This is a genomic window from Streptomyces sp. NPDC059371 (assembly GCF_042751995.1).
Classification (GTDB): domain Bacteria; phylum Actinomycetota; class Actinomycetes; order Streptomycetales; family Streptomycetaceae; genus Streptomyces.
Window position 1 is genome coordinate 54,768 of the sequence record NZ_JBHYXD010000004.1, and the last position, 21,723, is coordinate 76,490.

The 21,723-nt window shown below is 70.6% G+C and carries 22 protein-coding genes; 12 read left to right on the forward strand and 10 right to left on the reverse strand.

The window, feature by feature from the left end; genetic code table 11:
* Positions 1-2 precede the first annotated feature (2 nt).
* The 5 genes from ACFXGX_RS03795 to ACFXGX_RS03815 all read left to right on the forward strand — a co-directional run bounded on the left by ACFXGX_RS03795 (position 3) and on the right by ACFXGX_RS03815 (position 6,134).
* Positions 3-806: an SAM-dependent methyltransferase gene (locus ACFXGX_RS03795; RefSeq protein WP_384784319.1), complete on the forward strand. Its 804-nt coding sequence runs from the start codon at positions 3-5 to the stop codon at positions 804-806.
* Between the two features lie 254 nt (positions 807-1,060).
* The gene (locus ACFXGX_RS03800; RefSeq protein WP_384784321.1) at positions 1,061-3,016 is read left to right on the forward strand and encodes an FHA domain-containing protein; all 1,956 of its coding nucleotides are present in this window, start codon (positions 1,061-1,063) and stop codon (positions 3,014-3,016) included.
* A gap of 261 nt (positions 3,017-3,277) precedes the next feature.
* On the forward strand, positions 3,278-3,937 hold the full coding sequence (locus ACFXGX_RS03805; RefSeq protein ID WP_384784323.1) for a TetR/AcrR family transcriptional regulator: 660 nt from the start codon (positions 3,278-3,280) through the stop codon (positions 3,935-3,937).
* A gap of 151 nt (positions 3,938-4,088) precedes the next feature.
* Positions 4,089-5,069, forward strand: a complete 981-nt coding sequence (locus tag ACFXGX_RS03810) for a patatin-like phospholipase family protein (protein WP_384784325.1) — start codon at positions 4,089-4,091, stop codon at positions 5,067-5,069.
* 321 nt (positions 5,070-5,390) lie between these two features.
* A complete protein-coding gene (locus ACFXGX_RS03815; RefSeq protein ID WP_384784327.1) occupies positions 5,391-6,134 on the forward strand; it encodes a class I SAM-dependent methyltransferase in 744 nt (247 codons plus the stop codon).
* Positions 6,135-6,304: 170 nt separating this feature from the next.
* Here ACFXGX_RS03815 and ACFXGX_RS03820 read toward each other — a convergent pair whose 3' ends face one another.
* On the reverse strand, positions 6,305-6,478 hold the full coding sequence (locus ACFXGX_RS03820; RefSeq protein ID WP_384784329.1) for a hypothetical protein: 174 nt from the start codon (positions 6,476-6,478) through the stop codon (positions 6,305-6,307).
* Positions 6,479-6,498: 20 nt separating this feature from the next.
* Between ACFXGX_RS03820 and ACFXGX_RS03825 the strand changes: the two genes are divergently transcribed.
* Together ACFXGX_RS03825 and ACFXGX_RS03830 are read left to right on the forward strand one after the other, a co-directional pair.
* Entirely contained in the window at positions 6,499-7,149 is a 651-nt protein-coding gene (locus ACFXGX_RS03825) for a hypothetical protein (protein WP_384784584.1), read from the forward strand.
* A gap of 228 nt (positions 7,150-7,377) precedes the next feature.
* Positions 7,378-8,103 carry a spermidine synthase gene (locus ACFXGX_RS03830; protein ID WP_384784331.1) on the forward strand — a complete coding sequence of 242 codons (726 nt, stop codon included), beginning with the start codon at positions 7,378-7,380 and terminating at the stop codon, positions 8,101-8,103.
* A 40-nt stretch (positions 8,104-8,143) separates the two neighbouring features.
* Here ACFXGX_RS03830 and ACFXGX_RS03835 read toward each other — a convergent pair whose 3' ends face one another.
* Genes ACFXGX_RS03835 through ACFXGX_RS03855 form a run of 5 tightly spaced genes read right to left on the reverse strand, consistent with a single transcriptional unit; the run spans position 8,144 to position 13,434 of the window.
* Entirely contained in the window at positions 8,144-9,040 is an 897-nt protein-coding gene (locus ACFXGX_RS03835) for an STM4011 family radical SAM protein (protein ID WP_384784333.1), read from the reverse strand.
* 7 nt (positions 9,041-9,047) lie between these two features.
* On the reverse strand, positions 9,048-10,403 hold the full coding sequence (locus ACFXGX_RS03840; protein WP_384784335.1) for an STM4012 family radical SAM protein: 1,356 nt from the start codon (positions 10,401-10,403) through the stop codon (positions 9,048-9,050).
* On the reverse strand, positions 10,400-11,206 hold the full coding sequence (locus ACFXGX_RS03845) for an STM4013/SEN3800 family hydrolase (RefSeq protein WP_384784337.1): 807 nt from the start codon (positions 11,204-11,206) through the stop codon (positions 10,400-10,402). Before ACFXGX_RS03845 ends, ACFXGX_RS03840 begins: the two co-directional genes overlap by 4 nt.
* Before the next feature lie 58 nt (positions 11,207-11,264).
* Positions 11,265-12,428: an STM4014 family protein gene (locus ACFXGX_RS03850; protein ID WP_384784339.1), complete on the reverse strand. Its 1,164-nt coding sequence runs from the start codon at positions 12,426-12,428 to the stop codon at positions 11,265-11,267.
* 37 nt (positions 12,429-12,465) lie between these two features.
* Positions 12,466-13,434 (reverse strand): STM4015 family protein, encoded by a 969-nt coding sequence (locus tag ACFXGX_RS03855; RefSeq protein ID WP_384784341.1) that lies wholly within the window; start codon positions 13,432-13,434, stop codon positions 12,466-12,468.
* Positions 13,435-13,757: 323 nt separating this feature from the next.
* Between ACFXGX_RS03855 and ACFXGX_RS03860 the strand changes: the two genes are divergently transcribed.
* Together ACFXGX_RS03860 and ACFXGX_RS03865 are read left to right on the forward strand one after the other, a co-directional pair.
* The gene (locus ACFXGX_RS03860; protein ID WP_384784343.1) at positions 13,758-14,084 is read left to right on the forward strand and encodes a hypothetical protein; all 327 of its coding nucleotides are present in this window, start codon (positions 13,758-13,760) and stop codon (positions 14,082-14,084) included.
* A 135-nt stretch (positions 14,085-14,219) separates the two neighbouring features.
* Positions 14,220-15,248, forward strand: a complete 1,029-nt coding sequence (locus tag ACFXGX_RS03865) for a DUF6745 domain-containing protein (RefSeq protein WP_384784345.1) — start codon at positions 14,220-14,222, stop codon at positions 15,246-15,248.
* Positions 15,249-15,282: 34 nt separating this feature from the next.
* Here the strand turns inward: ACFXGX_RS03865 and ACFXGX_RS03870 are convergent, their stop codons facing one another.
* Complete coding sequence (locus tag ACFXGX_RS03870) at positions 15,283-16,083, reverse strand: class I SAM-dependent methyltransferase (protein ID WP_384784347.1); 801 nt, start codon at positions 16,081-16,083, stop codon at positions 15,283-15,285.
* A 379-nt stretch (positions 16,084-16,462) separates the two neighbouring features.
* On the opposite strand from ACFXGX_RS03870, the gene ACFXGX_RS03875 reads away from it, so the two are divergent.
* Together ACFXGX_RS03875 and ACFXGX_RS03880 are read left to right on the forward strand one after the other, a co-directional pair.
* Positions 16,463-17,734 carry a phosphatase PAP2 family protein gene (locus ACFXGX_RS03875; protein WP_384784586.1) on the forward strand — a complete coding sequence of 424 codons (1,272 nt, stop codon included), beginning with the start codon at positions 16,463-16,465 and terminating at the stop codon, positions 17,732-17,734.
* Positions 17,735-17,893: 159 nt separating this feature from the next.
* Positions 17,894-18,718, forward strand: a complete 825-nt coding sequence (locus ACFXGX_RS03880) for an SDR family oxidoreductase (RefSeq protein WP_384784349.1) — start codon at positions 17,894-17,896, stop codon at positions 18,716-18,718.
* A gap of 85 nt (positions 18,719-18,803) precedes the next feature.
* On the opposite strand, the gene ACFXGX_RS03885 is transcribed toward ACFXGX_RS03880, so the two are convergent.
* A complete protein-coding gene (locus ACFXGX_RS03885) occupies positions 18,804-19,154 on the reverse strand; it encodes a PRC-barrel domain-containing protein (RefSeq protein WP_384784351.1) in 351 nt (116 codons plus the stop codon).
* A gap of 158 nt (positions 19,155-19,312) precedes the next feature.
* On the opposite strand from ACFXGX_RS03885, the gene ACFXGX_RS03890 reads away from it, so the two are divergent.
* A complete protein-coding gene (locus ACFXGX_RS03890; RefSeq protein WP_384784352.1) occupies positions 19,313-20,365 on the forward strand; it encodes a hypothetical protein in 1,053 nt (350 codons plus the stop codon).
* 9 nt (positions 20,366-20,374) lie between these two features.
* Here the strand turns inward: ACFXGX_RS03890 and ACFXGX_RS03895 are convergent, their stop codons facing one another.
* Entirely contained in the window at positions 20,375-21,106 is a 732-nt protein-coding gene (locus ACFXGX_RS03895; RefSeq protein WP_384784354.1) for a tetratricopeptide repeat protein, read from the reverse strand.
* 140 nt (positions 21,107-21,246) lie between these two features.
* The gene (locus tag ACFXGX_RS03900) at positions 21,247-21,693 is read right to left on the reverse strand and encodes a hypothetical protein (protein ID WP_384784356.1); all 447 of its coding nucleotides are present in this window, start codon (positions 21,691-21,693) and stop codon (positions 21,247-21,249) included.
* Positions 21,694-21,723 lie beyond the last annotated feature (30 nt).

Here is a 21,723-nt window from a genome sequence, read left to right on the forward strand (position 1 = left end):
AAGTGACAGACACCGGAACAGGCGCGGACGAGATCGACACCAGCAAGCCCCAGTCGGCGCGCATGTACGACTACTTCCTGGGCGGAAAGGACAACTACCCCGTCGACTGGGAGGCCGCCGAGCAGGTCATCTCCTTCTTCCCCGCGGTCAGGGAAATGGCCCGTACCAACCGGGACTTCATGCATCGCGCCGCCCGCCTGCTGGCACGGCGGGGAATCCGCCAGTTCCTCGACATCGGCACCGGGATCCCGACGGAGCCGAACCTCCACCAGATCGTCCAGGCCATCAGCCCCTCCGCGCGCGTGGTGTACGCCGACAACGATCCGATCGTCCTGCGGCACGCGGAGGCGCTCCTGCACAGCGACCCGCAGGGACGCACCGCGTACATCCAGGCCGATGCGCAGGAGCCCGAGAAGATCCTGGCGGCGGCACGGCAGACCCTCGACTTCGACCAGCCGGTCGCCCTGTCGATGGTGGCCCTCCTGCACCTGGTGGGGGACGAGGACGACCCGTACGGCATTGTCAGGGAGCTCGTCGGCTCCCTCGCTCCCGGAAGCCACCTGGCGCTCTCCCACGCGACGGGAGACTTCGACCCCGAAGCGTGGGAGCGGGTCGTCGAGGTCTACCGCAAGGGTGGAACGACGGCGCAGGTCCGGTCGCGCGAGGAGTTCGCCGGGTTCTTCACCGGACTCGAACTCCTCGACCCCGGCATCGAACTCGCCGCCCGGTGGAATCCCGAGGGAGAGCGGGCGCGCACCGAGGGCGAACAGATCCCGCTGTACGTGGGCGTCGCGCGCAAGCCGTAATGCGCGCGGTCCTTGTTTCCGGGGCCGGACGGCCTCTCCCGAAAGGCTCCGGAATCGGGCATGATGAGGCATCCGTACCGGTCAAGTGACCTTACGCCGTTGTCGGACTGAACCGCTCACCGCTCCCGTACGTCGAGTGAATGTCGCCCCGCCCCACCCGTCACGCTGCCCGGTCACGCCCGCCCGGAGATGCGCGCGGGTGGCGCCGCGACAGCAGCAATGTCTCAGCCTGGGGAGGAAATGCAGTGGCGCCGGTGCTTGTTGGACGCGAAGGACTACTGGCCGGAGAACGGATACCGGTGATCGGCACCCGGGTCACGTTCGGACGCAACCCCGAGAACACCGTCGTCGTCTCCAGTCTGAGCGTGTCGCGCTTCCACGCGGAAATCGTCCTGGACGACACCCAGGGCTACGTTCTGCGCGACTGCGGCAGCAGCAACGGCACGCTGGTCAACGGCGAGGAGATCGACTCCCGGCTCCTGAAGCCCGGGGACGACATCACCATCGGCGACCAGGAGTTCCGGTTCGAGGTCGCCGACGCCATGGAGACGATCATGGCGCTCTCCCTGCCCAGGTCACTGACCCACGGCGACGAGGAGATGGAACGCGGGCCGGTGCTGCGGGTCACCATCGCGGGCGGAGGCCCCGTCGGCCTGTCGCTCGCCCTGCTGCTGGAGCACTTCCTCGGGGCCCAGGTGGACATCACCGTCTACGACAGCCGGTGGCGAAAGCAGGGCCGCAAGATCGTCTGGAAGGACGCGAGCCAGGGCAATGTGCGGCGCCAGCAGGTGGTCACCGTACAGAGCCGCCAGTACCTCAGCCTGCCCGCGGAGGTGCAGGCCCGGCTCTTCGACCCGGACAGCTACACCGAGATGTGGCCGTCGGGTCCCGACTCCATCGGCGACCACCACCCGCGCAACATGCGCATCGCCTACATCGAGGACCGGCTCCTGGAGGTGGCGAACGAGAAGCGGAGCCGCATCCAGCTCGTTCCCGCCCGGTTCAGCGTCGAGGAGCAGCGGGAGGGGGTGGCCGGCCGGCACGTGCTGGCGATCTGCGACGGCGGGCGGTCGCACACACGCGAGCACTTCGCCGCCAAGTTCGGCAAGGCGGACGAATCCATCTACTCGCTGAACGACCGCCATCTCCAGGACGTCGTCCTCGGCCTGCGGGTGAAATCCGCTCTGGCCGACCCCATGGCCGTCCTGCTGACCGTCGGGCAGAACCGGTTCCTGCTCAACTCCCTGCGTGGCGAGGGTTTTCTCAACATGCGCCTGACGGACGCGGAGGCCGCGGAGGTCGTCGGCATCGATCCGGTCCGCCGCGTCTTCGAGGAGTGCATCGCCTCTCGCCCCTGTCTGATGGGGCGCGACGAGCACGGCGACTTCCGGTGCTCCACGCACAGCACGCTGTTCCTGCCGGCCCTCATCAGGGGCTCCGCCCTCTGGAAGCGGGTGGGCGAGGGGCTGCGCCTGTTCGGCGTCGAGCCCGGGGAGCTCAGCGCGGTCACGTCGTTCCGACTGAGCATGGTGCAACGCCCGCGCTTCACCGCCGAGTTGCTGCCGCCTACGGCCAACTCCCCGGGCACGTACGGATTCCTGCTGGGCGACGCCGCCAACGCCATCCACTTCTGGCCGGGCCGGGGACTCAACAGCGGCCTGGCCTCGGCGATCTCGCTCGCCCGGTCCCTCAACGGCGCCTGGAACGGCAAGCCCTTCCGGGACGCGGACTTCCTGCGCCACGAGGCCGCCATGTCGATGCTCCAGTACCGCCACAAGAGCCGCGCCTGGAAGGCGATGGTGACCACCGACGACAAGGGTGCCACCTGGGCCATCAAGGACATCATCGCGCACGGCATCGACGGAATCGCCGAGGAGCCGGACCGTGAGGCCGACACCGCGACGCTCCTGGAGCGGCTGCGCGGGATCCGTACCCGCCTGGCGACGCGGATGTCCGGCCTGCCGGACGACGAGGCGATCCTGGAACGGCTGGGAACCCTGGAGGACCGGACGCTCCGCATGCTGGTGCTCAGCGGCGCCTGGGACACCCTCACCATGGGGGGCGAGGAGGTCGACATCGACATCTTCTACGGCCCGGACTCCGCCGCCGCCGCGGCGGCCGTCGAGGCCCTTGATCCGACGGCCCCCGCCGATCCGAGGGCCCCCGCTGATCCGACGGCCCCCGCAGATCCGGCGGTGGCCGCGGGCTGACGCTTCTGACCGGGCGGGCTGACGCTCCTGACCGGACGGGCTGACGATCGCCGTCCGGGCGGGCTGACGATCCCCGTCCGGACCGGTCGGCCACGGGCGTCCATGCGGGCGGATGACCGGCGTTCCGTACCGCGTCCCGTACCGCGTCCCGTACCGGTCGACCAGGCGCGTCCGCGGTCGCTTGCCCTCCGCCGGCCGGCGGACAGCGAGGGTAAAGTGAGCGGCCAGTCCCATGCCACCGGAGCCCACGAAGGCAAGACCATGCGGGAGCGAACGAGCGTGCCCAGCGAGCGGGAGCCGGGCGCCCCGGTGGTCGGTCGAGCCGCCCGGGCCGCGGCGACGAGACAGCAGATCGTCGAGACGGCCCAGCGCTTGTTCGCCGGCCGCGGCTACCAGGCGACCTCGTTGCAGGCCATCGCCGACGAGATGGGACTGACCAAAGCCGCGGTCTACTACCACTTCCGGACCAAGGCGCAGATCCTCCAGGCCTCGCTCGATCCGGCGGTGGAGGAGATGACCGCACTCCTGGACGAGTTGGCGGGCATGGCGTCACGCCAGGAGAAGCTGGACGCGTTCGCGGTCGGCTGGGCCGACTTCCTGGTGCGCAACCGCGAACTCGGGACCACGCTCCTGCATGATCCCGAGATCCGGGCCGCCAGCATCTACGCCGAGAACGACGCGCGCAGGCGGCGCGTTCTGCGGGTGTTGTTCGGCAGCTCGCCCACGCCCGCGGAGCGCATGGCCTATGTGATGTGCCTGTGGATGGTGGAAGGTCTCGGTGAACTGTCCGACCTCTCGGACGACGACCTGAGGGCCACCTTGCTCCTGACCGTCCGAGGTCTCCTCGCCGTCCCGGAAGCCTCGGGCGCCCAGCAAGTCCCGGGGGCCTCAGGGGCTTCAGGGGGTGACGGGGCCCATTGACGCTCCACTGTGATGTGGCGTTTCGATGCGGTGCCCGATTTGGCTAGCCGCTGGCTAGTGAGTGGCTGTTCATTGGTAAAGTGAATGTCCGGCGGGCGGTGTCACCCCCGGCGGAACACCCCCGAGCTTGTCCCCTGGAGCCCTGACCGCGATGACGACGACCGCCACGACCTCCGCCGCCACGCCCGACCCCGAGGAGCCGCACGCGGTCTGGCGCGTCCTCACCGAGCGTGCGCGAACAGGCAGCCACCCCGGAGCGCGCGCCGACGGGCATCGCGTCGCTCTGGCCGTCGAGGGCGGCGGAATGCGCGGCATAATCGCCGGCGGGATGGCCCTGGCTCTCCATGAACTCGGACTGACCAACAGCTTCGACGCCGTCTACGGCGCCTCCGCCGGTGCCGCCTCCGCCGCGTGGCTGCTGAGCACGAGCCCGCAGTCCCTGCGCTTCTGGGCGGTTCCCAAGTACGCCAGAACACTCATACGGCGCTCCAACCCGCTGCGCGGCAGACCGCTCGTGGACCTGCACGCCTTCTACGAGGTGCTCTACCGCTACGGCGACCAGGACTGCGCGCCGATGGACTTCGACTCCATCCTCGCCAGCGGTATCGAGTACCACCCACTGGCCACCGACGCCGAGACCGGGGAGTCGACCGACCTGCGGCCCTTCATAGTCGACGCCGCGGAACTGCGCCTCGCGCTGCGGGCCAGTGCCTCCCTGCCCCTTCTGGCGGGCGAACCGGTGACGCTGCGCGGACGCCGGTTCTACGACGCGGGCGTCTCCGAGTCCATTCCCTACCGGACCGCGCTGGCCCAGGGGGCGACCCACGTCATGGTGCTGCGTTCGCGGCGCGCGACCGACGTCGCGCGACCGTCGCGCTCCGCCCCGCTCATCGCCAGGACGGTGCTGCGGCGTGAGCCCGCGGCCCTGCGGCAGGTGTTCCTCGACCGCGAAACGCGGCTGGCCGAGGACGACGCCCGTCTGATCGACCACGCGGCCGTCGTCTCGATCCGACCCGCCCCGGATTCGCCGACCGTCAGCCGTCTGGCACGCGAGGGCGACCTCCTCGAAACCGCACTGGAAGCGGGCCGCACCGCCGTGCACGACGCCTACGGCCACCTGTACGGCACGTGAGCGTTCGGGCTTCGCCCGCCGGAGCCCTCGACGAGGCACACGTGATCGTCTGATAGTATTGATCTTGAGCCGATCGGGAGAGGTTGCCCCGGTCAGCGATGCGTTGGTGGTCCAAGGAAAGACGCCCCGCTTCCTGCGGGGAAATGCAGGTGCAAGGCCTGCCCGGCGCTCCATGAAGACCCTGTCCCGTTCCCTACGGGACAGGGTCTTTTTCTTCTGCCCGACGCCACGGTGAACGCGGCGGAGCCGATGTCCCTCGCCAAGGTCACCAGTTGCCGGGAGCGGTCCCGGTGTGGGCGACTTCTTCGCATACTGAGGGGCATGGCCATTTATGACACGCTCGGCGCGACGTACGGCCGGACCCGGCAGCCGGATCCGCGGATTGCCAGACAGGTGCATGCGGCGCTCGGGGACGCCAGGACGGTGATCAACATAGGGGCGGGCACCGGTTCCTACGAACCGGAGCAGACGGTTCTCGCCGTCGAACCCAGCCAGATCATGATCGCCCAGCGGCCGCGCGGTTCCGCGCCCGCCGTGTGCGCGGTCGCCGAACATCTTCCGTTGCGTGACAACGCCGCCGACGCCGTCATGGCACTGCTGACCGTCCACCACTGGACCGACCTCGCGGCGGGCATCGCCGAACTCCGCCGGGTCGCACGCCGCCGTATCGTCATCCTGACCTGGGACCAGGAGATGTTCCGCGAGAAGTTCTGGCTCGTACGCGAATACCTCCCGCAGGCCGCCGCGTTCGACGACAACCGAGCCGTCCCCATCGCACGGTTGGAGGCGCTGCTCGGCGGGGCGCGGCAGGAGCCCGTCAAGGTCCCGCACGACTGCACGGACGGGTTCGGCGCGGCGTTCTGGCGCCGCCCCCACGCCTATCTCGACCCCCAAGTACGCGCCGGAATCTCCATGTTCGCCCAGACCGGCGAGGACGCCCTCGCACCGGGTCTGGCAGCACTCACCGAAGACCTCGCGACAGGCCATTGGCACCGGCGTCAAGCCGGCCTCCTCGCGCTCGACACCTTCGACGTCGGCTACCGGCTCCTGGTGGCGGACGTCTGACCCTCGCGGGACACCCTGGCCGAGCGCTACGGCGAAACGTCACTGCCCGGCTCGGTGCCTGCCTCAGATCCGCGTCCGCGCCCGCCCGCCGATGGCGCCGTGGCCACGAGCCACCTGGTGCCGGCAGCCGATCCGGAACAGAGCGCCCGCCTCGCGGCTCGCGCGGCGCATCAGAAAGTGCGGGCCCCGCACCCGTCCGGGTCACCGGGCGCGCGGACCCGGCGGGCGGGCGGCAGGGTGATGGTGTCGCTGCCGGGAGCGGCGACGGAATCGCCGGCCGGACCGTCGCGTCGGTGGCCGCGGTCGCCGTCCCGGACTTGAGGCTCGCCTTCGAGTGCGTTCATCAGGAGGTTTCGTGCACGACATGCCGCTCCTCAAGAGCGTCGGCGAACTGCTGCGCCGACGGCACGGTTCCTCGAGCCGTGATCGCCAGGCGGCGTTGCCCGACGGGTTCACCCTGGACAGCGCGAAGGTCAGCGGGTTCACCGCCGGGACGCTCAGCGCCGAGGACGAGGCGAGCCTGGCCGACGAAATCGCCCGGCTGCTTCCTCATCACTGGGATCTCCCCACCAAGTCGGTGGAAGCGCTCACCCCGGTCGTCGACCACCTCGGAGGCCAGCAGCAGTTGATGGCCTGGCTGGACGGCCACCCCGGCCGACCGAGGCTGATCGCGCGGATCTACGTCCTTCTCGGCCATCTCGACCAGTACAGCGAGGACCCCGCGGTGCTCGAGGCCGTGCGGCAGGCCAGATCCCAGGACCCCTTCCCCGTCGCTCTGCGCGGCTATCTGACGCCGGATACGAACGCCGAGACCCTGGGCAGTCTCGCCTTCAGGGTCGAGGGACTCCTCGGCGACGACCGTGTGGACGATGCCGTCGCACTCGCCCTGGCGACCGCCGACTGGCTGCGCGGCGCGGCGGAGAACGCCGAGTCGCCGAGCGCCGATGTCCGCGAGATGGGCGAACTCATGGGCCATATGCACCGGGACATCAGCGAGGCCGCCGCGCGAGCCTGACCCGGTAGGGCGTACGAACGGCGAGTCCGCCACCGACTCGATCCGGTGCCGTACGACCGTTTGGCCACCTGTCCGTGGCGTTCCCGTGTCAAGATCCTCCACAGCGTCGGGCCCGAGCCGGACTGTGCGGTGCCTCCATTCGCCCGCATCGCCACGTCGGGGCGCCCGGTGCCGGTGGCCGTTCCTCCGCCCGCGGGGGTGGGGCGAGGCTGGGGAGAAAGGCATCGGATGAGCGCGCGTTTCGAGGAGATCGACTGGCAGCCGACGGCCATGGGCGACATCAGCCTGCGCCGTCGACGGGACCCGCTCTCGGGCGACGACGTGTACGAGGTGAAGCTCGGCGACGAGTACCTGATGTCCAGCCTCTTCACCACGGGGGAGATCGAGCTGACCCGGCTCGGCCTGGCGGAGCTGTCCGAGGGCCCGCTCGACGTCGTCGTGGGCGGCCTCGGCCTCGGATACACGGCCAGGACGGCCCTGGACGATCCGCGCGTGCGCTCGCTCATCGTCGTCGACACCCTGGCCGAAGTGATCGACTGGCACCGGCGTGGGCTCGTACCTCTCGGCGCCGGTCTGGCGTCCGACCCCCGGTGCCGGCTCGTGCGCGGGGACTTCTTCGCGATGACCACCGGCACACCGCGAGGCCTCGACCCCGACACCCCCGGCCGCCAGTTCCACGCGATCCTCCTGGACGTCGACCACTCGCCGCGCCATGTGCTGCACCCCGGCCACGCCGTGCTCTACACCCGAGCCGGTCTGACAGCCCTGACCGAACTGCTCCATCCCGGCGGTGTGTTCGCGCTGTGGTCGAACGACCCGCCGGACGACGAGTTCGGCTCGGTGCTCGCGGAGGTCTTCACGGACACCGCGGCGCACGTGGTGGACTTCGACAACCCGCTCCAGGGCGGGACCGCCACCAACACCGTCTACGTGGCCCGACGTCGCGACGACTGACACCACCCGGACCGGACGGCCGCCACCGCGCGGCCGGCTCTCAGACGGAGCCGGCCGCGGGGACCACGGGAAGCAGCGCCCGGCCCCGGTCCGGAAGGACCTGCGGTACACGTTCCAGGACACCGCCCGCGAAGACGTCGTACAGCGGCAGGGTCTCCAGGTGTACGTAGCCGATGTGGCAGTCGCACATGGTCAGGGGGCAGGGGCGCGGGGCGAGCGCGGCACGGTAGGAGCCGTCGTACAGCCGGCCCAGTTCGGCCCGCACGAAATGGCAGCGGCTCACCCTCCCCTCGCCGTCCACCGAGATGACCGACTCACCGGTACGGCAGGGCAGTCCCGCCGACCGGTGCGGATGGCGGCTGAAGGGAAACAGCGGGTCGAGCGCGGTCCACTCGTCCGCCTGCTCGTCGGTGTAGGTGTGTCCTTCGGCGGCGTTCACCCACAGGTACACGTGCTCCGGGAGCTCCGCGCGCAGTCTGCGCGCGGGTTCTCGGTGCTCCGGCAGACCGACGACGCCGACGCTGAAACGGACGCCCAGCTCGCCGAGCTCCCGGGTCTTGGCGACGAACCGCTCGTGCGGTGTCTGCCCCGGGTGGTACGTGCACCACAACGCCACCGTGTCCCGGTCCGCCGCCTCCAGCCAGTCGGTGCGGCAACTGAGGTTCGTCTGGACGGCCACCCGCTTGACGTGGGACCGGTGCGACAGTTCCACGAGGGCACGGCGGTACCAGGAGCGGACCAGCCCCTCGCCCCACGGGGTGAAGAGCACCGACAGCCGGTCCTCGCGCTGCTCGCCCGCCCACGCGGTGAACCGCTCCAGGGCCGCGCGGTCGGCCCGGAGCTGTGCGGTGGCGTCGCGGCGCTTCGCGAACGGGCAGTACGGACAGTCGTAGTCGCAGGACGCGAGCGGGCCGCGGTACAGGATCGTCAGGTCCACGGAAGCCTCACTTCGTCTCGTAGGCGGCCATGGCGTCCCGTACGGCCGGGGAGAAGAACTCGGGGCCTATCGCGTCCGAGTGGGCGAGTCCCTCCGCGGACAGACGGAGTTGGCCCTCGTCCCGGTCGGCGAGCCATCCCCGTGCCGCGAGGGTGCCGATCTCGGACGGGAAGTCGTCGTACGGATCCGATCCGAAGCGCAGCCGGTAGTCCGCGACGGGCAGGCCCTCCGTCTGGAGGAGCGACTGGAGCAGGTGCCGGCGCCGTGCCTCGTCCTCGTCGACACGGCGGCCGTGCAGCGCGTGCGAGAAGTCCTCGGTCGCGGTGTAGTCGTCGATGATGCCGCGGATCTCGCGCATCGACACGGCGTAGTCGAAGGAGTAGTGCAGCGTGGAGGTGTACGAACGGGCACCGCAGCCGAGGCCGATCATGCCGTCGGTCTGGCAGGCGTAGTCGTCAGGTCCCTGCGGAGGCGCGTCCGCCCGCCGGAACATGCGCATCGACACCTGCTCGTAGCCGTGGGCCAGCAGGTGGTCTCGGCCCTCCCGGTACCGGCGCAGCCGCTGCTCGTCCCACTCCAGGTCGGCCGTCCGCGCGTCGGAGTGCCGGCCGAGGCCCGTGAGGGGCCGGATGTAGAGGGGATAGAGGTAGATCTCCTCGGGCCGCCAGGCCAGGGCGGCGTCCAGCGAGTGGCGCCAACTGGCCGCGGTCTGGCCGTCGATGCCGTAGATCAGGTCGATGTTGAGGACGGGGACGGCCGCCTCACGGATCCGCGCGAGCGCCGCCTCCACGTCGGCGCGCCGCTGCGGACGTACGGCCGCACGGGACTCCTCTTCGACGAAGCTCTGCACCCCGAGGCTGAGACGGGTCGTGCCCCGTTCGACCAGGACCGCCAGCCGGTCGGCCGTGGCCGTGGAGGGCGAGGCCTCCACGGACAGCGGGATCGCGCGGAGATCGGCGCCCATCTCCCGCTCGGCGATGTCGCACAGCCGCTCCAGCTCGGCGGCCTCCAGGAACGTCGGTGTGCCGCCCCCGAACGCGGCGTTGGCGAAACGGGGGGTCTCCTCGTCGCCCAGTGCCTCCCGCATCGCGGATGCCTGGCGCCGCACCGCGCCCAGATAGCGTCCCGTCAGATCGCCGGGAGCCCCGATGCGGGTGAACAGGTTGCAGAAGCCGCAGCGGACCTCGCAGAACGGGACGTGCAGATACAGCGAGAGCGACCGCCGGGACTCGCCGGCCCACACGTCCTTGAGCGCGGGGCGCGGGGTGAGAGGCCGGTAGGAGGTCTTGTGGGGATAGGCGTACGTATAGCTCTGGTACGGGCGCGGCAGGCCGGTCGGGGCGGCCACGGGGGCGAGCGTCATACGGTCGGCTCCAGGAAGAAGTGGCGGTAGGGCACGGTCCACACGCTGTCGTGGCCGAGACGATGACCCGTGTAGCCGTCGTCTCCGTAGGCGGTGCCGTGGTCGGAGCAGACGATGGCGAAGCAGCGGCGGCGCGAGCTCATCGCGCGGAACAGCCGGCCGACATGGGCGTCGATGTACTCGAGGGCCGCCGCGTGGGTGACCCGGCTGTCGCCCGCCTCACGGGTGGCACCGGGCAGGTGGAACCAGTTCGGCTGGTGCAGCGCCGACGCGTTCAGGAACAGGAACAGCCGCTGCTCACCGGGAAGTTCGGCAACGATCTTCTCCGCCCGCGCGACCTGGGCCTCGAACGAGGTGGGCGACGCCACCCCGAACTCCGGCTCCCAGTGGCTCTCCTGGAAGAGACCGGGCAGTACGCCGCCGAGCGCGCCCTGCTTGTTGAAGAAGCCCACGCCCCCGACGCACACCGTGCGATAGCCGTGCGCGGCGAGGCCGGACACCAGGTCCGGGGTGTCGAAGACGAACGTGCGGTCCGCCGTCGTCTCGCTGCCCGCGAACCGCGCCGCGAACAGCCTGGGGTGCGGTCCCGGAGCGGCCGGGGTGGGCAGGAAGCCCGCGAACATGGCCTGGTGGGAGGCGTAAGTGAAGTTCCCCGGCGCGTGCCGCCGCTCCCAGGTGCCGCCGGGCAGATGGGCGGTCAGGTTCGGCAGGCGGCCGGCCGCGGCGAGTTCGGCGGCCACGTCGTAGCGCAGGGTGTCGAGGGTGAGCAGGAGCAGGTCGTCCCGTCCCACCACCTCGTTCATGTCCGGCGTCCCCGCCGGTCCGGGGGCGGAGGGTGTCAGGGCCGGTGCGCGGTCGGGATCAGGCTGAGGCATGTTCTGTCCTGGCAGGAGTGTCGAGCGGAAGTGCGGGTCGTACGGGGAAATGTTCGGGGGAGCGGGAACGGACCGCCGCGACCTGCGCCGCGTACGTGTCCAGGCCTTCCGCGCCGCTGCCCGGCAGGCCGGTCAGACGGGGGAGCAGGTCTCCGAAGGCGTTGACCTCCCCGACGGCGAAGCGGCGCCAGCCGACGGCGGGCAGCAGATCGACGCCCACGCACAGGGTGCCGGGAAAGCAGGCGGCGGCCCGTTCGCTGATCGAGAGGGCCTCCGCCCACCGGTCGCCGGCCAGTGCGCGCACGGCCGCGAGATCGCCGCGGGCACCTCCCAGATGCAGGTTCGTCAGAGGAGAACGGCTCGTACGGACCACGGCGTGGGTCGCGCGGCCGGCCACGACCACGACCCGCAGGTCGGCCGATCTGCCACCGAGCGACGCCTTCGGCACCCAGCGCTCGATGTGCAGCCCGTCGGGTGCCAGCGCGTCCACGATCGCCGCGATCCGCGCCTCGTCCGTGTAGCGGCGGATCCGCAGCGAGTTGTGGAGGTCGCCGTCAGCCGTGCGCTCGACCGAGGTGGTGGCCCGGATCCGGCCGGTGGCGGTCGTCTCGACGGCCAGCACACCCGACGCGGACGAGCCGTGGGCGAGCTTGACGAACACCCGCCTCAGCACGGCCTCCGCCATGAGGTCCCGGACGCCGCTCCAGTCCTCCACGGCCCGCAGGGCCCCCGAGGTCGGGGACTGCGGCACCGGTACACCCGCCGCGTCGAGCCGGGCGTGGCACAGCCTCTTGTCGAAGAGGACGGCCAGATCCGCCGGGTCGTCCAGCCTTCGGCCCCCGCGCAGCGAACCCACACAGTCCAGGAGACCCGCGTACCAGCGCGCGGAACCCTCCACCCTGGTCGGCTCGTCGGTGCCGCGCAACAGCCGGTCCACCTCGGCGTTCTCGCCGGGGGAGTCCAGCCGGACGACCTCGTCGCCCGCGAAGTCGTGCCCGCCGTCCCGCAGGACGTCCCGCCACTCGACCACGCGCAGGGTGCCGGGGCCCGCCTTCTCGGCCGCCGCCCTGAACAGGTCCACCCGGCGGTTCTCCCCGTTCGCGACGACCGCCCACCTCACCGGCGCGCCCCGCAGCCGCAACCCGCCCATCCCGCCTCCTCGTTCTCTCTGCCGGAACCGGTCGGCGCTACTCGCCCACCGCGACGAAACGCCAGACCGTGCCGTCCTCCTCCTCGTCGGACTCCGCCTCGTCCTGGTCGGCGTCGACCTCGACACCGGCGGGCTCCAGCGTCTCCAGCAGGCGCGTCCGCACCGCCGTGCTGAGGTAGTTGTGGTGCAGGTCGAGCACCTTGAGGTGGGTCAGCGGCTGGCCCGAGAGCAGGGCCGTCGCGCCGTCGTCGGTGAGCACGCCCATGGAGACGTCCAGGTGCTCCAGGCGCGCCACGACCGGGGCCGAGGCCAGCGCCGTGCAGATGGCGTCCTGGATCTCGCTGTTGCGCAGGGCCAGACGGACCAGGCTGGGCAGACGGCTGCCCGCGAAGAACGGTTCCAGGTCGGCGACATCGGCGTCGCCGCCGTACTCGGAGGTGCCGAGCCACAGGTCCAGTGCGGTCAGCGAGGGCAGGTCGCTGGCGGCGATGCCGCGCACCGCCTCGGCGGGCAGTCCGCCGCTCTCGACGGTCAGCGTGCGCAGCCGCTCGTGCTTCACGGCGGGGAAGACCAGGCCGTTGCCGCCGCGGACGCCGAACTCGGCCAGGGAGGGGAAGGCCTCCAGAAGGGGCGACACGTCACCCTGGACGATCCACGAGATCTCGCACTCCTCCATCACGATGTCCGCGAGGAACAGGGCCCGCAGCGCGGGCAGTCGGTCGCGCGCGGCGACCAGGGCTTCGATCACCGCGTGCGGAGACGTGTCGTAGACATCGCTCCACGCGCCGACGATGAGCGCCCGCACCTGCTCCGTGTCCACGGCGGCCAGGAAACGCGCGAACGCGCCCTCCCACTCCTCCTCGCTGTCGTAGGCGTCCACGGCGATGCGCCAGGCGACGCTTTCGGGCGCGGGAAGCGAGGTGGCCCGGGGCGACTTGTCGCCCGCGTCGGGGAAGGTGAAGGCCGGCAGGCCGTGGAACTCCTCGAGATGGCTGTTGACGGTCATGCGCGCCCGCTCCTTCGTGCTGATTCCGCTGGATCGACGGTCGTGGTGCCGAGTCCGGAGCGCGCGGTCCGCACCCAGACAGACGAGTTCTACCAAGCCCCTCTGACATCACGGCGAACAGGGTCGGTACCTGTGGACGGGGCGCGGGCGGAACGGCTGGCGGGCACACGGCCCCGAGCCGTCCGAGTGGGTACGACGACCGGACCTGTGGGACATGACACCTGGTCACCGGGGGTGCACGGCCGGCCCGGAGGCCGATTGTCAGTGGTCGCCTCTACGGTTTTTCCCATGGCACACCTCGTGCCGTGCCGGGAGGGAGACCCATGTTCCGCCAAGGAGACGTGCTCATCGTGCCGTTGGACGAGAAGGCGGTGCCGGACGACGCCCTCGACGCGGCTTCCGAGCCCCGTGACGGCCGTGGACGACTCGTGCTGGCCCTCGGGGAAGTCACCGGGCACGCCCACGCCGTGGTCGGTCCCGGGCGGCTGATACGGGACGGCGGGGTGTTCGGCCCGATGCTCGTGCACGTTCCGGACGGGGCGCGGGTCGTGCACGAGGAGCACGCGGCGATCTCCCTCCACAAGGGCTGGTACCGGGTGATCCGTCAGCGTGAGTACGTGCCGGGTTCGGTGCGGATCGTCGCCGACTGACGGGTTCGCCGGTGGTCGCGGCTCCGGATGCGGAGCGGCGCGCACCGGGGCGTGGACAGGACGTTCGACGGCGGGACCGGGTGGCACCACGGGTGCCGTGCCGCTCGGGCACAGGGGAAATCGGAGAGGAACGGTGTGATGGAACAGGGCAGTTGGCGTGCCACCGCGACCCGGACGGGAGCGGGCGACCGGGCGGCGGCCGAGGAGGGCGTCCGGCTCGCCTACCGGAAGGCCGGGCTGGACGAGCCCGAGCGCATCGTGTGGGCGCGGTCACCGCACGAGGCCGTACGCATCCTCATGGGCACGGCGCCCGTCGAGGGCGCGGTGCTGGGGGACACCGGACCCAGCGTCCGAAATACCGTCGTCGCGGGGCCCTGGGCCGCGGAACGCGCGCGAACGCACGAACGGCTGGGCCCGGAGGGCTGGAGCGGACACTGGCGGGCCACGGGCGCGGCGCTGTGGGAGTCTGCCCGCATGCTGGCCGACCGGGTGCGCGCGGGCATCGTCGAGGACCTCGGCACCGACCGGCACGAGGAGAGCCGGGTGCGGCTGCTGCTCCTGGACGCGACCCTCGGCCAGCACGACGCGGCATGGCTGTGCGCCTTCGACCCCGACGAGGCGAGCGCCCTGGCCGGGATCGCGGCGGTGGCGCGCGAAGCCGGCTGGTGGTGGCCGTACGAGAAGGTGGCGGTGGTCAGCGAGCGGCCGCTGAGCCTGCACCGCGACGAAGCGGGACGCCTGGACCGGGGGGACGGCCCGGCGCTGCGATACGCGGACGGCTTCGAGCTGTACGCATGGCGCGGGATGCCGGTCCCGGGCACCTTCCTCGACGAGCTCACCGCGCTGACGCCCGAGCGGATACGCGACGAGGAGAACGCCGAGCTGCGCCGGGTGATGCTGGAGCACTACGGCTACGACCGGTACCTGGACGAGTCGGGGGCCGTTCCCGTGCACCGCGACGAGACGGGCGTGCTGTGGCGGGTCGAGCTGGTCGGGGACGAGGACGTGGTCATGGTCGAGGTCGTGAACTCGACCCCCGAGCCGGACGGTACGAGCCGTACGTACTGGCTGCGCGTCCCGCCGACGACGCGTACGGCTCGCGAGGGAGTGGCGTGGACGTTCGGCCTCGCCGCCGAGACGTACGAGCCGTCCCAGCAGACGTGAGGACGACCATGCTTGCCCGAGGGCCTGGCAGGGCTCAGCGCCGCTGCCCCCAGGCGATCATCATGCCGGGCCCGAGTTCGGCGAGCCGGGGTGAGGCCAGGTAGTCGACCGCCTCGTCGATGACGGCGGAGTCGACGCGTCCGGTTTCCTCGAGGGCGGGGCGCATCCGGTTCCAGGTCTCGGACCAGAAGCGGGCCAGCGGGCCGTCCGCGACGAGAGGTGGGCAGATCAGTTCGCCGGCGACGTTCTGGAGCCCTTCCTCTCTCAGGAAGTGCGGATACGCCGTGATGCCGGAGGTGTCGGTGCCGATGGTCGTCCTCAGGGCCTGCCACATGGCGTCCATGGTCCGCCGGTAGGCCGACGAGGAGTCGAGCGGATTCGGCACCTCCACTGCGTCGCCGAGCACCAGCCAGCCGCCCGGGTTCAGCCATCGGGCGAGACGGGAGACGAGTTGACGGCGTTCGGGCAGGTGCATGAGCACGAACCGGGCATGGATGAGGTCGAAGGTGCCCAGGTCCAGATTCTCGTCCCGGAGATCGGTAGTGACCAATCGCACCCCCGGGCCCGCGAGGGCTTCCAGGCCGCTGGTGTCCCGGTCCAGCGCGACCACCTCCGCGGCTCCCGCCTCCTCCAGCAGCCAGCGGACCACGGTCCCGGTCCCGGCCCCCACCTCCAGGCAGCGGCTGCCCGGTCCGGTGCCCAGCGCGCGCAGCCGGCCCGTGGTGACAGGGTCGTAGACCAGGGCAGCCGCGTCGATACGCTCGGCCTCCTGCGGGTGTTCGGGCTCGAACAGATCTTGTCCGTAGTGGCCGCCGGAGGCCGTGGAGCCGGTCATGGCCAGCTCCACGGCCTCGGTCCCGCGATGGGTCTCCGGTCCGTCCGCGTCATGAAAACCCCTCAGCGTCGAAGAGTGATTCACAGACAGCGTGGCAGCTTTCGGTAACCTCGGCAGATCGTCGGGCACAGGATCCGTCGACCTTTGCACCGGCTGTGACCCTTGAAACCCACCTGTAACGCTCATAACATGATCGAACTCACGACGATTGCCCTGATCGTCCGTCCTTCACTAGAAGAACACGCTGTCTAGCGCGAAGGGTGAGCCGGATGACCAATACCTAAACAAATCGGCCGAACAATTGATATCTATAGCATCCCGAGTAATTTCACGAATAAACAACATAATTGAATTGGATGAGCGGCGTCGGTCACGGGTGATTCTGTGGGCCGTCGCAGGTGTGGTGACCTTCGGCTTCCTCGTCGCGATGGAGATCGTCGCGCGCCACTACGGCATGCCGGGGCCGATCACCAACCAGGCCCGGGAAGTGATATTCACTCCCACCTCAGGTCCTCTGCTGTATGCCGGCCTGGCATTGATGATGGTCGTCCTCCCCTGGCGGCAACGGTTCATCTCGCTGGGAATCGCGGCCGGTATCGACGTCGTCTTCTTCCTGGTGCGCTGGGTGGTCGACGCCAAGATGATGTTCGGCAACGGCGCATTGTGGGTGATTCTGGGCTATGCGTTCATCGCCGTCACCCGCCGCGCGGGCAGGGAACGCGTCCTGCTCCTGAAGGGCGTCGGACTGGGCCTGCTCCTGGTGGCCGGTCACAAGACGGGCGACACCTGGCTGATGATCACATCGGAGACCCGTCCGTCCGTGCTCGACGCGTACGTGGCCACAGCCGATCACGCACTGGGCAACCCGTCCTGGGTGATGGGCCGCATGGTCGAGGCCACCGGCCCGATCGGCTACCACGCCCTCCATCTCGTCTACGGCCAGCTCCCGCTCGCCGCGGCCGTCTTCGCGCTCTACCAACTGCGCAACGTGGCGCGGGAGGGCCGCTTCCCGGCCCATCATCTGGTGCGCACCTTCCTGGCCATCGGTCTGGTCGGGCCCATCGTCTACATGATCTTCCCGGTGGTCGGGCCGGTCTTCGCCTACGGCGCCGAAGGCGGGCAGTGGGCGGCGGCCAACCTGTGGCCGCAGACCCCGCTGTCGACCGGTGCCCCGCAGGCGTTCCCGTTCGACGAGATCACCCCGCGCAACTGCATGCCCAGCCTCCACACGGCCTGGGCCACCACGCTCTTTATCCACACCCGCGAGGGCTCGCGGCTCCTGCGTAACACGGGCACGTTCTGGCTGGTCGGCACGCTCACGGCGACGCTCGGATTCGGGTACCACTACGGCGCGGATCTCGTCGCCGGTGTGGTGTTCGCGCTCACGGTCGAGGCGACCATGCGCGCTTTCGCCCGAGGATGGGACCGGGCGGGAGTCACGCTGGTCGCCTACGGCTCTGTGGTCTTCGCCGTGCTCGTGGTGTCGTATCGCTATCTGCCGGTGGAGATGGCCCGGTATCCCTGGGTGTTCGGACCGACCCTCCTCCTGGCGATGGCGTCCGTGATCTACGGATATCTGCGGACCACCAGGCAGTGGAATCCGCAGACCGCGCCCGTGCAGCAGCCGGAACCTCAACTCGTACAGGTGTGACCGCTCCGCGTCCCCGCCGGAGCGGGGGCCGGAGCCGGTGCCGGGCCGCGCCCGGGAGCCGGATTTGCCCTGGAGCGCACTCGAAGGTGTTGGGTGGAAGGAGTGGCGCCGCGGTGACGTGGCGACCGAGCGGACGACACGTTCCCCGAGGAGCACTCCATGACACAGAAGATCTGGTTCATCACCGGCGCCTCCCGCGGCTTCGGACGGGAGTGGGCGAGCGCCGCGCTGGAGCGCGGCGACTCGGTGGCCGCGACGGCGCGCGACCTGTCCACGCTGGGCGATCTTCGAGAGACCTACGGAGAGCGGCTGCTGCCCCTGCAGCTCGACGTGACGGACCGCGACGCCGACTTCGCCGCCGTGCGGCTGGCGCACGAGCGGTTCGGACGGCTCGACGTGGTCGTCAACAACGCCGGCTACGGCCATTTCGGGATGATCGAGGAGATCACCGAAGCCGAGGCTCGCGCGCAGTTGGAGACGAATCTGTTCGGGGCCCTGTGGGTCACCCAGGCGGCGCTGCCCTTCCTGCGCGAGCAGGGAAGCGGCCACATTCTGCAGGTTTCCTCCATCGGCGGGATCAGCGCCTTCCCGCTGGTCGGCATCTACCACGCCTCGAAATGGGCGCTCGAGGGAATGAGCCAGGCGCTGGCGCAGGAAGTGGCGCCGTTCGGCATCAAGGTCACCCTGATCGAGCCCGGCGGGTTCGCGACCGACTGGGCCGGTTCCTCGTCGAGCACGTCCGAGCAACTGCCGGCGTACGCCGAGTTCCACAAGGAAGTCCAGGAACAGCGGCGCAAGCGCGTCGGCACCCCGGGCGACCCGAGCGCGTCCGCCGCGGCCGTGCTGGAGATCGTGGACGCTGAGGAGCCGCCGCTGCGCTGCTTCTTCGGTTCCGCGCCGCTGGGCATCGCGAAGGCGGACTACGAGAAGCGCCTGGAGTCCTGGGAGAAGTGGCAGCCGGTGGCGGAACTGGCTCAGGGCTGAGCCCGCCCGCGGCCCGCGGGAGACCCGGCAGCCCGGGGGAGACCCGGCACCTGACCCACCGGCGCGACGGTGGGTCAGGGGTGGGTCAGGCGCGGTGGCTCTGGTAGTAGCCGCCGACCTGTTCGTGGTAATCGGCGTCGCCGACGTGCTTGACCCGGTCGAACTCGGGGGATTCCCTGATCTGCTCCTGGGTGAGCGCGACGTAGACCTTCCGCTCGTCCCGGTCGACCCGCCTCACCGTGCCCGCGGGCAGCAGGACATGCCTGCCGAAGATCCAGACACCGATGTCGACGACGAGATACGAGGAGCCGACGTCATCCGCATGCTTGTCGACCTTGCCGATGGCGCCGTCGACGGCCTCCACCTTGAACCCGACCAGATCCGTACCCGCGACGTGCCCGGCGGCCGGGTGGTAGCCCCAGATGCTGTGAGTCATGAACGGCTCCCTCATCGAGAATCCACGCTCGTCCGCAGCGGAACCGGGGAGTCGCGCAGGCGTCATCCACGTTAGACGAAGCCCGCGCGCGATGGCGGATGCAGCGGCCCGGATGCCTGCCCGGACGTCCCGCACCCGGGCCCGGTACGGTTCGCGCCGTGGACAGGAACGGGTGGGAGCCGGGGCACCAGGTCGCCTACGGCTGCGGGGCGTGGGAGCGCGCCGGTCACCAGGCGCGCCTGCTGGTCGCCTGGTACGACGAGCGCGACGGCGGCCTGGGACCAGGGGTCTCCCCGTGGTTCTCCGCGGGCCCCGGCGCGCGGGTGAAGTGGCCGTGGGGGAGCGCCAGGCACAACACGCTCGGTCTGCTGTTCTGGCGCGCGGCCTACGACGCGGGGATTCTGGTCGACCAGGTCCCCCTGGCCGACGCCCTGAGCTACTGCGCCCAGGGAGCCGAGCCGTTGGACACGGGGCCCGTGCCCGACGCGGCCCGCAAGTCCGGGATCGGCGTCGGCAGCGCGGCGTCGGTGGCCGGGATCAGGCACGTACTACAGGCCCATGTCGAGGCGGACCTCCCGCGGCCGCGCCCCGCCGGGGTGCGGCTGACGCTCGGCTACCGCGTCCGGGAGTCGCGGGCGACGCCGGACTGGGATCTCGGCGACTGGCCGGGGGCTCTCGCGCGGGCCCGCCGGGCCATGGGGCAGGCGGACGATCTGCGGGAGCGGGGGGCTTGGCGGCCCACCGACCAGGAACGGTCCGCCGGCGGACGCCTCGGCCACGACCTGGAACGATCGCTCCGCACACCCGCCGCTTCCGGTCACCCCGCACCCAGTTGGCTGGAGCGGGCATCGCGCCTGGCCGCCACGGCCGCCGCACTGTCCGGCGCGGCCGGCACACTGCTCGGCGCCGGGCGGGAGGAGGCGACGCGGGACGGCATGAGGCGGGACGACGCCGGGTGGGGGAGCGACGGGCGGGACGACGCGGGCCCCCTGGTGCGGGTCCTCGGCACCGCGGCCGACGCGTGCGCCCGACTGAGCTCAAGCACCGAGGAGATCGGGCGCCTGTGGGAGGCGGAGGGGCCGCATGAGCCCTCGGACCGGGCTTCCTGGGAGCTGTCCCACGTACCGGGCGCACTGCTGGAGCAGACCGAGGAGACGGAAGATCTGATGCGGGTGCTGGCCGCCTACCTGTGGGTCCTGGCCTTCCGCTGACCGAGGACGTCAGTAGAAGTCGCTTCGCCGCTGCGTGGGGTTGACGATGTCACGCCGCTGCTGCGACCGGCGGGCTGCCCTCAGGGCCCCTATCTCCCGCAGGTGCGCCTGGCTCTGAAGCGTCATCATCGACCCCAGAGCGTGGCGCGCGGTCATCGGGTTGTCCACACAGGACTGGTACATCACCGCGGCTCGTTCGTTGTCCTGATAGAGGCTGCGGTAGATCTCCGCGGCGCGGTACTGGCCGTAGGGGTGGTTGCGTGTGGCTGCCGCGAGGAACTGTTCGAGGGCGTGTTCCGCCGGAGTCCGGGTGACCGGAATCAGCCGTTCCAGGTACAGGTCGCCCAGCACGAGCATCGCCTCGGGCTCGCCCAGTTCGGCCGACCTGCCGTACCAGCGGGCCGCTTCGTCCAGCGACTCGACGATGCCCGCTTGCGGGCAGCCGTGGTGGTACAGCGAGGCGAGGTAGAAGGCCGCCCGCGGTGAACCACCGCTGTGCCGCAGCCGTGGCACCGCGCTCGCGTACCGCCCCTGTGTGTAGTCGATGTGCCCCAGCAGTTCGATCGCGGCACTGTGGCCGGTGGACGCCGCGGTTTCGAGGAAGTAGACCTCCGCACCGGCGTGCTGCCCGCTGTTCCAGCAGTGCAGGCCGATCCGGTAGTACTCCTCGGCACTGGTCGGCTCGTGACCGTCCACGGTGAAGTTGGTCCCCTGCCACTGCACCATGTCGCTGCCTTTCACGTCGTGGCCTCAACCGATGGTAAGGCTCGACACCCGGCACAAGGGGCGCGTAGGGCCAGGGCTTCGGTCCGCGACGGGACCCGGACGCCCTATTCGTCCGGGTCCCAGTCCTGGAGCAGCTCGAAGAAGGACCAGACTTGTCACACCGACTCACTGTCACTACGCCCCGGTGATCGGACAGCGATCTTCCCCGCGGCGGAGGCGGGCTCGTGGTGTGGTTCGCGAGCGGGTGGCACGTTTGCGGCCACGGCGTCGAAGAACCGCCATCCGTCGACATGGGTGGCACGCCCGAAGCACTGGCCGTCCGCCAGAGCCGCTTCGATCAACCCCCACACCGTCGCGGGCCGGTGGAGGTTGAGATAGCCGCCGCCCACACGGCTGACGCCGCCTTCGTGAGCCCCCCAGCCCCCGCCGCCCACCACGCGGCCGGGGCCCGAGGCGAAGACGATACGGATCACACCGGGCGAGCCCTCGCGCGTGAATACAAGGACCTCCTGGCAGGAGTATCCGGTCCGGCTGTCGGTGTCCGGGTCCGGGTCCGGCACATGGCGATGGCCGACCCACCACCGGAATCGATCGGAGCCCATGACCAAGTGCCGATGCCGACGACGTCCCAT

What these genes read in the sequence shown, in the direction of transcription:
- ACFXGX_RS03885 (WP_384784351.1), bottom strand. Translation starts at nt 19,154, where the DNA reads ATGACTCACAGCATCTGGGGCTACCACCCGGCCGCCGGGCACGTCGCG.
- ACFXGX_RS03840 (WP_384784335.1), bottom strand. Translation starts at nt 10,403, where the DNA reads ATGACGCTCGCCCCCGTGGCCGCCCCGACCGGCCTGCCGCGCCCGTAC.
- ACFXGX_RS03845 (WP_384784337.1), bottom strand. Translation starts at nt 11,206, where the DNA reads ATGAACGAGGTGGTGGGACGGGACGACCTGCTCCTGCTCACCCTCGAC.
- ACFXGX_RS03860 (WP_384784343.1), top strand. Translation starts at nt 13,758, where the DNA reads ATGTTCCGCCAAGGAGACGTGCTCATCGTGCCGTTGGACGAGAAGGCG.
- ACFXGX_RS03805 (WP_384784323.1), top strand. Translation starts at nt 3,278, where the DNA reads ATGCGGGAGCGAACGAGCGTGCCCAGCGAGCGGGAGCCGGGCGCCCCG.
- ACFXGX_RS03825 (WP_384784584.1), top strand. Translation starts at nt 6,499, where the DNA reads ATGCCGCTCCTCAAGAGCGTCGGCGAACTGCTGCGCCGACGGCACGGT.
- ACFXGX_RS03870 (WP_384784347.1), bottom strand. Translation starts at nt 16,083, where the DNA reads ATGACCGGCTCCACGGCCTCCGGCGGCCACTACGGACAAGATCTGTTC.
- ACFXGX_RS03830 (WP_384784331.1), top strand. Translation starts at nt 7,378, where the DNA reads ATGAGCGCGCGTTTCGAGGAGATCGACTGGCAGCCGACGGCCATGGGC.
- ACFXGX_RS03855 (WP_384784341.1), bottom strand. Translation starts at nt 13,434, where the DNA reads ATGACCGTCAACAGCCATCTCGAGGAGTTCCACGGCCTGCCGGCCTTC.
- ACFXGX_RS03900 (WP_384784356.1), bottom strand. Translation starts at nt 21,693, where the DNA reads ATGGGCTCCGATCGATTCCGGTGGTGGGTCGGCCATCGCCATGTGCCG.
- ACFXGX_RS03820 (WP_384784329.1), bottom strand. Translation starts at nt 6,478, where the DNA reads ATGAACGCACTCGAAGGCGAGCCTCAAGTCCGGGACGGCGACCGCGGC.
- ACFXGX_RS03850 (WP_384784339.1), bottom strand. Translation starts at nt 12,428, where the DNA reads ATGGGCGGGTTGCGGCTGCGGGGCGCGCCGGTGAGGTGGGCGGTCGTC.
- ACFXGX_RS03815 (WP_384784327.1), top strand. Translation starts at nt 5,391, where the DNA reads ATGGCCATTTATGACACGCTCGGCGCGACGTACGGCCGGACCCGGCAG.
- ACFXGX_RS03880 (WP_384784349.1), top strand. Translation starts at nt 17,894, where the DNA reads ATGACACAGAAGATCTGGTTCATCACCGGCGCCTCCCGCGGCTTCGGA.
- ACFXGX_RS03810 (WP_384784325.1), top strand. Translation starts at nt 4,089, where the DNA reads ATGACGACGACCGCCACGACCTCCGCCGCCACGCCCGACCCCGAGGAG.